We start from the raw sequence: 12,300 nt of genomic DNA, 5'->3' as shown, positions 1-12,300 counted from the left end.
GGCGGGCGCCGGCGCCGTGCACATCGAGGACCAGCTCTTGCCCAAGAAGTGCGGCCACCTCAACGACAAGAAACTGGCGGACGCGCGCGACATGGCGGCCAAAGTGGCCGCCGCCGCCAAGGCCCGGCGCCACCTCTACCTCATCGCCCGCACCGACGCGGCGGCGAGCGAGGGGCTGGACGGCGCGGTGGCACGGGCGAAGCTCTATGTGGAGGCCGGCGCCGACGCCATCTTCCCCGAGGCCTTGACCACCGCCGAGATGTTCCGCGCCTTCGCCGAGCGGATGCCGGGCGTGCCGCTGCTCGCCAACATGACCGAGTTCGGCCGGACGCCCTTCTTCACCGCCGCCGAGTTCGAGGCGATGGGCTACCGGCTGGTGATCTGGCCTGTATCCTCGCTCCGCGTCGCCAACAAGGCGCAGGAGAAGCTCTATGCCACCCTCGCCCGTGACGGCTCGACCGAAGCCATGGTAGGCGAGATGCAAACCCGCGCGGAGCTTTATGACATGATCGGCCTCAAGGCCTTCGAGGCGCTCGATGCCTCGATCGTGGCAACCGTGGTGCCGTCGCTCGCGGCCGAGTAGCCGGCAGTCCCATTCGGCCGGCATCGAGAGCAGAGCGCGAATTTGCTCCCGATGCCGCCCGCGTTGCGTCCTGGAGCCTGCCCTGGTTGTTGCGCGGGGCGAGATGGCCCGCTTCACCGGCTCCGGCGGGTTCGGGATGGAGCCATGGGGCACTCAGGTCGCGCCGTAGGGCAACCTCCAGTCCACATAAAGCGACCCATAGGCGACACCGCTCCCGCCGGTGGTGAGGTCGGGGATGGAGTCCGGCGGCTCCTCGTCGGCCCGCACGAAATGATCGCCGCAGCGCTCCCACAGCGCCGCGACCAGAGCGGGGAACGGCATGGCGTTCCACCTCTTCTTCTTGGCCATGGCCTCATCCACGGGGAGGATAGAAAACCGTGCGGCCGAGCAGGTCGACCTTGGCGGCGATCCTCGACAGCCCGGTGGTGCGCACCACCGGTCAAAAGGGAACACCAAGGGCTACGACGCGGGCAAGAAGATCACCGGCCGCAAGCGGCACATCCTGACCGATACGGACGGGCGCCAGCTCTGCGTATGCGTCCACAGCGCCGCCATCCAGGATCGCGATGGTCGGCAAGCTGCCACTCAAGGCCTCGCGCCGGCGCTACCCGTTCCTCGCCCGCGTCTTCGCCGATGGCGGCTATGCCGGGCGCCTGGTGGAATGGGCGGCGCACAAGGCCCACATCACCCTCCAGATCATCCGCCGTGGAGCCGGGACCAAAGGCTTCGAGGTTCTACCGCGTCGATGGGTGGCGGAGCGCACCTTCGCCTGGATCTCCAAGAACCGTCGTCTCGTGCGCGATTACGAGCAGATCCCCGTCGTTGCCGAAACCCTCATCACCATCGCAGCTTCAGCCACACTGCTGCACAGATGGCCATGCGCCAATGCCCTTCTCAAACGCACTCTGAGACACTGCCGGACGAGGGTCTCAGTCGTCGTCCGCCCCGTCCCGTCCATCGCGAATGCGCTCGAGGCTGGCGGGGTCATACTTGGCCTTCAGGCGCGCGCCCTGGACGTCTGTGGCCAGAACCTTATAGCAGCCATCGTCGGAACGGATGGACAGGACCGTCCAGCCCTCGGCTTCCAGCTTTTTCTGCAGCGCTTCGCGGGGCTGCCAGTCGGCGAGCGGCACATTGCAGTCGCGGTCGGCCGCCGCCGGCCCTGCGGCAAGACAGGCGGCAAGACAGGCGGCCAGCAGGCAGGCCGCGAACCATGTGCTTTTCACCTTATCCCTCTCCTCCGCACGCCCCGCGCCCAGATGAAGCATGGAGAGCTGACGCCCACCTGAACACGGGGATACATTCTGCCGCCCCATCATGAATGGGCCGCGCTAAGTTGGCACGCCGCGCGCCGAGGTGACAGATGCGTATCCTTTTGGTCGAAGACGATCCCATACTGGGCATGGCCGTGCGGGACCAGCTGGTCGCGGACGGCCACTCCGCCGATTGGGTGACGCACCTCGGCGAGGCCGCAGTCGCGCTCCATGCCGCCGCCTTCGAGCTCGTCCTGCTCGACCTGATGCTGCCGGACGGCCGCGGCACCGATTTCCTGAAGCGGCTGCGGAGCGCGGGTGACGTGACGCCCGTCATCGTGCTGACCGCGCGCGACCAGATCTCCGACCGGATCGCGGCCCTCGACGCCGGGGCCGACGACTATCTCGTCAAGCCGTTCGACCTGTTCGAGCTCAGCGCCCGCATCCGCGCGGTCGGCCGGCGCTATGCGGGCAATCCCAACCCGCTCGTCACCCTTGGCGACATCGAGGTCGATCTGGCCGCCCGCTCGGTGCGGCGGGCGGGGCGCATGGTGGCGCTCACCGCCCGCGAATGGTCCCTGTTCGAAGCGTTCGTGCAGCGGCCGCACCAGCTCATGTCGAAGCCGCAACTGGAGGAACGGCTCTATTCCTTCGACGCGGAGGTGGAGAGCAACACCATCGAGGTCTATATCGCCCGCCTGCGCAAGAAGCTCGGCGCCGACGTGATCGAGACCGTGCGCGGCATGGGCTATCGCCTGGGCACGCCGGGAGCCGAGGCGTGAGCGGCCCGCGCCGGTGGAGCCTGCGCCGGCGCCTCGGGCTGTGGCTCGCGGCCTCGGTCGCGGCGCTGTGGCTCGCCGCGGCCACGGTGGCGGGGCTGGTGCTGCGGCACGAGATCGACGAGGTGTTCGACAGCGCGCTTCAGGAGGTGGCGCAACGGGTGCTGCCGCTCGCTTATTCGGAGCTGCTGTCCCGCGAGGCCGGGGACGCGCCCCAGCACATGGCGCCCATCGGGGCCCATCGGGAATACATCACCTATGTGGTGCGCGACGGCGCGGGACAGGTGCTGCTCCAGTCCAGCGACGCGGAGCTGATGGCCATTCCGCCCGGCCTTGCGCCGGGCTTCCGCACCACCGATCGCCTGCGCACCTACACCGAGGCGGCGGTGCGCGGCACCATCGTTGTCACCACGGCGGAGGAGCTCGGGCACCGCGCCGCGGCGGTGCGGCGGGCCGTGATGGCGCTGATCTGGCCGCTCGTCGCTCTGGTGCCCATCGCGCTGGTCGGCGTCTGGCTCTCGGTGCGGCTGTCGCTCAAGCCGGTGCTGGCGTTCCGCCAGGCCATCGCGGCGCGCGGCCGCGGCAATCTCACGCCGGTGGCGGCGGACGCCCTGCCGGAGGAGATGGCGAGCGTCGCCGCCTCGGTCAACGCGCTGATGGAGCGCCTGCGTGGGGCGCTGGAAGCGGAGCGGGGCTTCACCGCCAACAGCGCCCACGAGCTGAGAACCCCGATCGCCGCCGCGCTGGCGCAGACCCAGCGCCTGCTGGCCGAGCTTCCGGAGGGGGCCGACCGCCAGCGGGCACGGGACGTGGCCAGTGCGCTCCGGCGCCTCTCCCGCCTCTCCGAAAAGCTGCTGCAACTGGCGAAGGCCGAAGGCGGCGGCCTTCTGGCCGAGCGGCCCGCACCGCTCGGCCCGGTGCTGCGCCACGTGATCGCCGAGATCGACCGCCAGACTGACCGGGGCCCAGACCTTGCCGTGACGATCCCGCCCGACGGCGGCCCGGTCAGCGATCTCGACCCCGACGCGTTCGCGATCCTCGCCCGCAATCTCATCGAGAACGCCCTGAAGCACGGCGCGCCCGAGACCCCCATTGACGTGCGGCTGAGCGATGCGGGCCTGGAGGTCTCCAATCGCGGCCCCGTGGTGCCGGCCGACCGGCTGGCAATGCTGCTGCGCCCGTTCGAGCGCGGGCCGACCCAGGCGGACGGCTCCGGCCTCGGCCTCGCCATCGCCGCCGCCGTATGCCGCGGCGCCGGACTGAGGCTCGATCTTGCCTCGCCCGTGCCGGGGGAGACGGACGGCTTCCGGGTGATGGTGCACTTTCCGGCCCCGATCCTGACGGGAAGCTGAACGCCATTGCGTTCGCGTTTCAGGTCACTGTCAGGTGCGCGCATGAGGGTGAACCCGGTCAACAGCAGCCGGGAGGCAGCCATGAAAACGCGCACCGTGGTCGGAGCGGCCCTTCTTTTGTCCACCGCTGGCATCGGCATCGCCCTGGCGGCGTCGGATGTTCAATCCCTCACGCACTTCGGTCACGAGCGACACGAGAGCCGGGAGGCCTCGGCGCCGACCAGCGCGATGCGCCTTGCGGACTCAAAGTCCGAACATAAGCGCGATGGAGATCACGACCGCCATCACCGCGATGATGACGATGACGACGACGACGATGATGATGACGCGCGTGGCGGCGGGAGCGGCGTGCTCCAGAGCGGCCCTGCCGATCCCCATGCGCCGGTGCCCGACAACGGCCTCTTCAACGGCAAAGCCCGGCCCAAGGTCGAGGTGCAGTGAGCCCGTCCCCGCCTTTCTCATCCAGGAACCCGCCGATGAAATATCTTCTCCCCGCCGTGGCCGTCACCGCCGCGCTGGTAGCCCCCGCGCTCGCCGAAGCGAAGCCCGTCACTTTCGAAACCACGCTGAAGCCGTATGGCGGCAACGGCGCCTATGTGGTGCTGTACGTCACCGACGCCGCCGGGGCCTACAAGGGCACCTTGTGGATGGCCGGCGGCAAGGCGAAATACTATCGCCACCTCAGCGACTGGCAACGCGCCTCCGGCGGGCGGCCGGCCGAGATCGACGGCATCACCGGCGCCAGCATCGGGTCTGGCAAGACGCTGAAGATCACCTTGGATCTCGCCGACGCTATGATCGGCGCCGGCTATCAGCTGCATGTGGACACGGCGGTCGAGGACGGGCTGGACAACCCTTCCGAGGTCGTGGTGCCACTCGATGCCGGCGCATCCGGCAAGCCTTTCGCAGGCAAGGGCTACGTCAAGTCCCTCACCGTCACCTTCTAAACGAAACGGACATCGTCATGCTGCGCGCTCTTCACGGGCTGCCGGGCATCGTGCTGGCGCTCGGCCTCACACTGGTCGCCGTCACCGGCACCGCGCTTTCCGTCCAGCCGGCGCTCGACCGCGCGGCGGCTCCCATGGTGCCCGCAGGCACCAGCGTCGCGGACCTCGCGGCGCAGGTCGCCGCGCGCCATCCGGGCATCAGCGCCATCCGCCAGCGGGCGGATGGCAGCCTCACGGTCACCTTCGATGACGGGGCCGCGCGCGGCGTGGAGCGGGTGGATCCGGCCACCGGCGCGGAGCGCGGCCCTTATCAGGTGTCGCAGACGACACGCTTCATCACCAATCTCCATCGCGCGTTCCTGGTGGGCGACGCGGGCCGGGCGTTGGTGGGCATCGGCGCGCTGGCCATGCTGGCGCTGAGCGTGTCCGGCATCGCGCTGCTCGCGCGACGGCTCGGAGGCGCGCGGGCGCTACTGCGACCCATCCGCGGCACGCCAGCCCAGCGCTGGCACGGCGAATTGGGGCGGCTCGCCGTCGCCGGCCTTCTTTTGTCCTCCCTCACCGGCCTGTGGATGTCCGCCGGCACCTTCGGCCTCATCCCCGAGGCGCAGGAGATCGCGCCCGCCGTCACCGCAAGCGGCGGCGCGCCGGCGCCGGTGGGCACGCTCGCGGCGCTGCAATCCGCCGCGCTGGCGGACCTGCGCGAGCTGACCTTCCCCGATCCCTCGGACCCCACTGACGTCTTCACCTTGCGCACCGCCGCGGGCGAGATGCAGATCGACGCGGCGACCGGCGCAGCCCTGGCCTTCACCCCGGCCACCACGCTGGCGCGGATCAATGACGTCATCCGCACCCTTCACACCGGGCGCGGCGCCTGGGGGCTCGGCCTGCTGCTGGGCCTCGCCTCGGCCGCCGTTCCGGTGCTGGGAGCCACCGGCATCGTCCTGTGGGCGCGCCGGCGGGCGGCCCGTCCGCGCATCGCGGCGAATGCCCCCGTGCGCGGCGCCGACACGGTGATCCTTGTTGGCAGCGAAGGCCATTCCACTTGGGGCTTCGCCGGCACCTTGCATGCCGCCCTCACCGCCGCCGGCCACCGGGTGCACATCGCCGCCATGAACGATGTGGGCGCGGCGCATCTAGCCGCCGACCGGCTTCTGATCCTCACCGCCACCTATGGCGAGGGTGATGCGCCGGCCTCGGCCAAGGGCTTCCTGTCCCACCTCGCGCGCCTGCCGGGGCGTCCGCCGGCGGCGGTGCTGGGCTTCGGCGATCGCAACTTCCCCCACTTCTGCCGGTTCGCCCAGCAGGTCGCGGATGCGCTCGACGCCAGAGGGTGCCCGCCCCTTCTGCCCCTGAAACGAGTGGATCGGCGTTCGTCCCAGGAATTTGCCCAATGGGGGCGGGACCTCGGCGACGCGCTGGGGCACGATCTCAAGCTCTCCCACATGGCCGAGCCGCCGAAGACCATGCCGCTGGTGCTTGCCGGGCGCGAACTCTATGGCGAGGCCGTGGGCGCGCCGGTGGCGATCCTGCGCTTTCAGGCGCCGCTCGATCCGCGCACCGGCGCGCCCGGCCGCCTGCCGGCCTTCGCCGCGGGGGATCTGGTGGGCATCCTCCCGCCGGGAGAGGTCATGCCCCGCTTCTACTCGCTCGCCTCGTCCACCCGCGACGGGGTGCTGGAGATCTGCGTGCGGCTGCGCGAGGGCGGGCGGTGCTCCACCTTCCTGCACATGCTGGCCCCTGGTGGCGCCATCAACGCCTTCATCCGCGAGAATCCGGCGTTCCACCCCGCTGCGGGGCGCGGGCCGCTGATCCTGATCGGCGCCGGCGCCGGCATCGGGCCGCTCGCCGGCTTCGTGCGCGCCAATGCGGCGGGACGCCCCGTGCATCTCTACTGGGGCGGACGCAGTGCCGCCTCCGATTTCCTCTACGAGCACGAGCTGGCCCAGCATCTGGCCGAACGGCGCCTGACCTCCCTCAAGACCGCCTTCTCGCGGGATGGCGAAGCGAGCGCCTATGTCCAGGACCGCATCGCCGCCGATGCGCCGCGCCTCAGGGAGCTGGTGCGCCAGGGCGCGCAGATCCTGGTGTGCGGCGGCCGCGACATGGCCGATGCGGTGACCCGTGCCTTCGAGCCGGTGGTGCGCCCGCTCGGCCTCGACCTTCCCAGCCTCAAGTCGTGTGGACGCTATGTCGAAGATGTCTACTGATCCGGCCCTGAGCGCGATGGCGCTCCGCCGCCGCGCCCTGAGTGGCCCCGCCATGGGCGCGCGCTGGTCGGCCCTGTTCCACGCGGCCGGCGATGTGGACGAGACGGCGCTGACCCGCCGCCTCCAGGGCGCCGTCGACCGGGTGGAAGAGCAGATGTCCACCTGGCGGCCGCACTCCGATCTGGAGCGGCTCAACGCAGCGCCGGTGGGGACCTGGGTGGAGATCCCCCATGAACTGACCCATGTTCTCGCGACCGCCCTGGAGATCGGTCGCCTGTCGCAGGGCGCGTTCGACATCGGCGTGGGCGATCTGGTCCGGGCCTGGGGCTTCGGCGGCGGCGCGCGCGTGCCCGATGGCGCGCGCATGGCGGCGCTCGCCGGCCGCCCTTCGTTCGAGCCGCCGAAGACGCTTCAGCTCGATCCGATGGGCAGTCGCGCGCGTCGGCTGGCGCCGCTGCGGCTCGACCTTTCCGGCATCGCCAAGGGCTTCGGCGTGGATGAGCTGGCGCGAGAGATGACGGCGGCGGGCATCGCCTCCTGGCTGGTGGGCATCGACGGCGAGATGAGGGCCGCGGGCACGAAGCCCGACGGCCAGCCCTGGACCGTCGCCCACGAGAAACCCACCCCGGGAGAGCGGGCGATTCTCGGCGTGCTGGAGCTGTCCGGCGCCGCCGTCGCCACATCAGGCAATTATCGCCACCAATTGGAGGTCGACGGGCGGGTGCTCTCGCACACCATGGACCCGTTTCGCGGCGCGCCTCTGGAGAACGACCTCGCCGCCGTCACCGTACTCGCCGACACCTGCATGGCGGCGGACGCCTGGGCCACCGCCTTGATGGTGCGGGGCGCGCGCGACGGCCTGGCGCTCGCCCGCCGCCTCGGGCTTGCCGCGCTGTTCGTGCGGACCGATGGGGAGGTGGTGGCGACATGGCCATGAGCGACCATGCCGCGACCGTCGGTGGCGCGCTCCGGCTCAAGGCCTGCCCCTTGAGACATCGCAATGCGGCAATGGCCCCAACCGCACGCCGCCTGAGAGCACCTCGACTCTTAATGATGAAAAAAGCCCAATCTTTAGGAGGCCAGATGCCGACCCGCCGATATCATGAACCTCAATCGCCACGGCACTCATACCATCGGCCCCGGTCTTTGACCGGTGCCAAGTGGGTTCGCTCAGGCGCCGCGCTGGCTTGACCAAAGCCCCGTGAGCCACGCCCACAGGCCGTTGGTATCAGTTGTTCGACCGCACGCCGTTCTCGCTGCAAGAACCACTGCCAGACAGAGTCGGAGCGACGCCACCTGGATGCCTTGAAAACAAGGAGGCATCAATAATATCATCAAAATTGATCGATAGAAAATTTATTATATATTATCGAATGCGCAGTTAATATTCTGTACGTCTAAAATTACAAAAATATCCTGAATATATAAAATATACGATACATTTAATATCAATTGATTGAATGGGCATTGCCCAGAATGACAATATCACCAGACCTTTGAATCGGATGACATGTATTGGAGTAGCGCACGGTCGGCATCAAAAGCAAAGGGGATTATCCCCTTTACGCAAGTATGAGCTCGGAGCATATTGGCGACAACAGAGGTTGTTCGCCATGTCGTCCGAAAAGCTCACCGTCCGCCAGTTCTTCGCCCGCTTTCCCGATGGCGACGCGTGCCTGACGCACATCATGGACGTGCGGTACGGCCTGCGCTATGTGTGCGGCAAGTGCGGCAAGGATGCGACCTTCCATAAGATGAGTGGGCGCCGCGCCTATGCCTGCGCCGCCTGCGGCGATCATGTTTATCCCTGCGCCGGCACGATCTTTCAGGACAGCCGCACGTCGCTCCAGACGTGGTTCTATGCGATCTACCTGTTCGTCGTGACCCGCCATGGCGTCTCCGGCAAGGAACTGGAGCGCACCCTTGGCGTGACCTACAAGACCGCGTGGCGCATGGGCCAGCAAATCCGCCTCCTCATGGAAAAGGCGGACGGCTTCGCGATGCTGCAAGGCCATGTCGAGGCCGACGAGGCGTATGTCGGAGGTCATCGCCCCAGCAAGCGCGGACGTGGCGCTGCTGGCAAGACCATTGTCATGGGCATGAAGGAGCGTGGCGGACGGCTCACCACTGAGGTGATCCCGGACGTGAAGAAGGCCACGCTTCGCGATGTGGTGAACCGGAACGTTGAGCCGGGCTCTGTCGTCTCGACCAACGAACTCATGAGCTACGGCTTACTGGAGGGCGACGGCTACGTGCACGGACAGGTAAAACACGGCGCCAAGGAATGGTCCCACTTCGATTATCGCCACGGGGTGGTTCACAACACGAACGCCGTGGAGTCGTTCTGGAAGCTGTTCAAAGCGTCTGTGCGCTCCACCCACATCCACGTGTCGGCGAAGTACATGGACCGCTGCCTCAACGAGTTCGCTTTCCGGTCGAACCATCGGGAGATGCGGAACGCGATGTTCGATCTTCTGATTGGGGCTGTTTGATCAGCACCTCTAGCGCGCGGTCTAGGTCCGCCTTATCGGCTGAGCCAACGCCGCGCGCCTCCTCTTGGGCTATGAACGCTTCTAAATTCCCGCTATTTATCGCTTCGATCAAACTTATCATCAATCTCCTCCCCCGTCAGGCTTCGGCGTGCGGTGGTACTTTTGTCCAGGGTGCTTCACCATCTCAGGGAAGAGATAGGAAAGCTCCCCTTACCTTACCATGCCGTATAGGTATTTCTGAGACACATATGCCGGCGTTTTCCCGAGCAATGATCCAAGTTCCTCTGCCGACAGCGGGCGCCCTTCGCAAAGGGCACGCACAACGTCCATTGCCTCATCAGGCTGCAATCGCTTGCCAAGAGATTGGATACGAAGGCGCAGCGCCACTGGCAAGTCGGCGATGGACGCCATCATTGCCCCTCCCTTCGAGTAGACGCCACGCCTGTTAGCATCCATGCTACCATCCGTTTTAGCGGATGCAGCATCCATGTTATCGGCTGGGAATTTGGGTCCGGGGACATAATAGGTTCGTGCACCGCTCCCCTTATCGGCGAGCAGGTCCTGAGACCGGAGAGCCCTCAACTGCTTGCTGGCCGTTAGGGTGTCCACTTGGGTAAGGCTGCGATAGCTCGAATTGTCGATTGCACCCACTTCCCGCACAAAGATCAGCGCCCTCGTCTGCTCTTCGCTAAGTTCGAACTCCTTGAAATGAGAAAGCCAACTCCAGTCGCCCTCGCTCATAAAATGGTGGAGCAGAAACGTTGCGGTAAACTCATCCGCATCCCTATTTGAATCGAATATCGGCGCAGACAATCCGCTCTGCGCCATCTTTTGTTTCATGACGCGAATGCCACTACCCGTTGTCTCTGCGAATCTAGTCTCGTGAAGAACATCAGCAATATGCGGGTTTCTTATGGCGGAGCCGGATTCAGCGAGTCTGTCCTGTGATTTCAGTGAGTATCCGGGATTTTTCAGGACGAGTCGATTTGAGTATCTCACTATCTGAGCCGGGTGGGATACCTGGTACGATCTATGCGTGACCAAATTAACGACCGCTTCACGCATTACCCGGTAGGGAATGATGGGCATTTCAGAGCGCTTTCCACCGCCGCTCTCTTCGATTTTTGACGATTTACGTAGGTCGTCGACTATTGCTGAAATTATCCTTGGAACGACCAAAACAAGCGGACCACGGATGTCAACAGAATCGAAAACATAATCTGGATCTGAAACCCATTGCGTCCCTGGGACTCTCACATAGTCTACCCTATGGCTAGGCATCAGCCGGCGCAGAGACGAGCCCCTCCGAACAGGACAAGGCCAGCGACGGTTATCCGAATCGCCCCGTTAACTTTCTTTACGGCTCCTAGCGCATGGAGCATATCGTCGTCTGGCCAGTTTAGCTCCTCAGCGATCCTGTTCACCTCCGCCCTAGCGCGCCTGTATGCCGATACGGCATTCGGATCAATGTCGTCCCAAGTAGATTCTTCCAGCAAGCTGGTATCATATGCCTCACTTGTCTTGTTTTGGAAGAATGCAAATAAATCCTCATCAGTACACCGCACGTCAGTCGGGCCGCATCGGCGATATGCGCCCCGCGGCAACCCTTGGTTTTTAAAGTAAAGTTGCTTCTGGTTCCGCTGAAACTATGGAACATCATAGCGTATTATATTTGAATTTGCCTATTTTTCGACAGAAATATCAACATGAATTTGCATATTAAACATCGTTGCACATGCCGACGATATATAAGACTGCAGTTTGTCTGGATTATTGACGCCAAATACTATGTATAAATGGAATAAAGCGAACTCCTTTTCAACGCCAAGAAATATCGTTCCGCCGCCGAGTTCTTGTTCGTTGCTCGGGGCGCAAATGGTTTCATATACGGTCTTGCCGACCGTATCTGTCCCGCACTCCTTGGCTTCAAGGTGCTCAGTCTCATCGCTTTCGTTGAGTTCGGTAATCAGCGCAGCGACAGGCTTGCTCGATATCATAACGGCTCCTCCCCATCCGCATCATGGCGATCATGGGGGAGCTGTCACGCTAAACCATGGAACTTGTCTAAAGGGGATAATCCCCCGACCGAATGGGGGGCAGCTACTCTGCCGCGAGCGTCGGGACCAGGGTCGCCACGATCGACGCATCGAGTGCCTCGAAGTGCCTGAGGCCGATCAGGTCATAGAGCTCGGCTCGCGTCTGCATCTCGCCCACCATTGCCTGTGTGGAGCCATCCCGCGCGAGCGTCGCGTAGAGCTTTTCCTGTGCCTTGTTGGCCACCCGCAGTGAGGATACGGGCCAGATCACCAGACGATAGCCCATCGCCTCGAACTCGGAAGCGGTGAAGAAGGGCGTTCTGCCGAACTCGGTCATGTTGGCGAGCAAGCGGCACGCCGGGCATGCGCCGTGCGAATTCGCGGAACATCTCCGCATCGTTGAGCGCCTCTGGGAAGATGGCGTCGGCACCGGCCTCCATATAGAGCTTGGCGCGCGCCACCGCGCCGTCGATCCCCTCGCTGGCCGCCGCGTCTGTGCGGGCGATGAGGTAGAGATGGCGCCGGGCTTTGGCGGCCGCGGCCACCTTGGCGGCCATATCGCGGGGGTCCGCCAGCTTCTTGTCGTTGAGGTGGCGGCACTTCTTCGGAAGAAGCTGGTCCTCGATATGGACCGCTCCAGCGCCGGCA

Annotated in this window: 12 protein-coding genes and 3 pseudogenes; 10 read left to right on the top strand and 5 right to left on the bottom strand. The window is 65.5% G+C overall.

Annotation, left to right across the window (positions count from 1 at the left end; all coding sequences use genetic code 11):
* A partial coding sequence (locus HUW53_RS21355; protein WP_237347762.1) for an isocitrate lyase/phosphoenolpyruvate mutase family protein occupies positions 1-583 on the top strand: 583 nt, incomplete at its 5' end.
* A 153-nt stretch (positions 584-736) separates the two neighbouring features.
* Here the strand turns inward: HUW53_RS21355 and HUW53_RS21350 are convergent.
* The gene (locus HUW53_RS21350) at positions 737-931 is read right to left on the bottom strand and encodes a hypothetical protein (protein WP_237347765.1); all 195 of its coding nucleotides are present in this window, start codon (positions 929-931) and stop codon (positions 737-739) included.
* Between HUW53_RS21350 and HUW53_RS22170 the strand changes: the two are divergent.
* Together HUW53_RS22170 and HUW53_RS21345 are read left to right on the top strand one after the other, a co-directional pair.
* Positions 903-1,175 (top strand): annotated as a pseudogene (locus tag HUW53_RS22170) (transposase); the annotation flags it as partial. The gene HUW53_RS21350 and the pseudogene HUW53_RS22170 overlap by 29 nt on opposite strands.
* Positions 1,150-1,428: pseudogene (locus HUW53_RS21345) on the top strand (transposase); the annotation flags it as partial. The pseudogenes HUW53_RS22170 and HUW53_RS21345, both read left to right, overlap by 26 nt.
* An 84-nt stretch (positions 1,429-1,512) precedes the next feature.
* Here HUW53_RS21345 and HUW53_RS21340 read toward each other — a convergent pair.
* On the bottom strand, positions 1,513-1,809 hold the full coding sequence (locus tag HUW53_RS21340; RefSeq protein ID WP_237347764.1) for a PepSY domain-containing protein: 297 nt from the start codon (positions 1,807-1,809) through the stop codon (positions 1,513-1,515).
* A 137-nt stretch (positions 1,810-1,946) separates the two neighbouring features.
* Between HUW53_RS21340 and HUW53_RS21335 the strand changes: the two genes are divergently transcribed.
* The 7 genes from HUW53_RS21335 (at position 1,947) to HUW53_RS21305 (ending at position 9,616) form a co-directional block, all read left to right on the top strand.
* Positions 1,947-2,618: a response regulator transcription factor gene (locus HUW53_RS21335; RefSeq protein ID WP_237347761.1), complete on the top strand. Its 672-nt coding sequence runs from the start codon at positions 1,947-1,949 to the stop codon at positions 2,616-2,618.
* A complete protein-coding gene (locus tag HUW53_RS21330) occupies positions 2,615-3,967 on the top strand; it encodes a sensor histidine kinase (RefSeq protein ID WP_237347760.1) in 1,353 nt (450 codons plus the stop codon). Before HUW53_RS21335 ends, HUW53_RS21330 begins: the two co-directional genes overlap by 4 nt.
* 48 nt (positions 3,968-4,015) lie before the next feature.
* Positions 4,016-4,408, top strand: a complete 393-nt coding sequence (locus HUW53_RS21325) for a hypothetical protein (protein WP_237347759.1) — start codon at positions 4,016-4,018, stop codon at positions 4,406-4,408.
* A gap of 35 nt (positions 4,409-4,443) precedes the next feature.
* Positions 4,444-4,914, top strand: coding sequence for a DUF2271 domain-containing protein (locus HUW53_RS21320; protein ID WP_237347758.1), 471 nt, complete (start codon positions 4,444-4,446; stop codon positions 4,912-4,914).
* 17 nt (positions 4,915-4,931) lie between these two features.
* Positions 4,932-7,124 carry a PepSY domain-containing protein gene (locus HUW53_RS21315; RefSeq protein ID WP_237347757.1) on the top strand — a complete coding sequence of 731 codons (2,193 nt, stop codon included), beginning with the start codon at positions 4,932-4,934 and terminating at the stop codon, positions 7,122-7,124.
* Positions 7,105-8,061, top strand: coding sequence for an FAD:protein FMN transferase (locus HUW53_RS21310; protein ID WP_237347756.1), 957 nt, complete (start codon positions 7,105-7,107; stop codon positions 8,059-8,061). The genes HUW53_RS21315 and HUW53_RS21310 overlap by 20 nt, the downstream gene beginning before the upstream one ends.
* 676 nt (positions 8,062-8,737) lie before the next feature.
* Positions 8,738-9,616 (top strand): IS1595 family transposase, encoded by an 879-nt coding sequence (locus tag HUW53_RS21305; RefSeq protein ID WP_237347755.1) that lies wholly within the window; start codon positions 8,738-8,740, stop codon positions 9,614-9,616.
* Between the two features lie 210 nt (positions 9,617-9,826).
* Here HUW53_RS21305 and HUW53_RS21300 read toward each other — a convergent pair whose 3' ends face one another.
* From HUW53_RS21300 to HUW53_RS21290, 3 genes and pseudogenes are all read right to left on the bottom strand, one after another.
* Complete coding sequence (locus tag HUW53_RS21300) at positions 9,827-10,681, bottom strand: ATP-binding protein (protein WP_237347763.1); 855 nt, start codon at positions 10,679-10,681, stop codon at positions 9,827-9,829.
* Positions 10,682-11,298: 617 nt separating this feature from the next.
* The gene (locus HUW53_RS21295; RefSeq protein ID WP_237347754.1) at positions 11,299-11,613 is read right to left on the bottom strand and encodes an AlbA family DNA-binding domain-containing protein; all 315 of its coding nucleotides are present in this window, start codon (positions 11,611-11,613) and stop codon (positions 11,299-11,301) included.
* 103 nt (positions 11,614-11,716) lie between these two features.
* Positions 11,717-12,300, bottom strand: a pseudogene (locus tag HUW53_RS21290) (isocitrate lyase/phosphoenolpyruvate mutase family protein); the annotation flags it as partial.

It is taken from the genome of Xanthobacter agilis (genome assembly GCF_021730435.1).
Taxonomy (GTDB): domain Bacteria; phylum Pseudomonadota; class Alphaproteobacteria; order Rhizobiales; family Xanthobacteraceae; genus Xanthobacter; species Xanthobacter agilis.
This window is presented reverse-complemented; position numbering and strand designations above follow the sequence as displayed.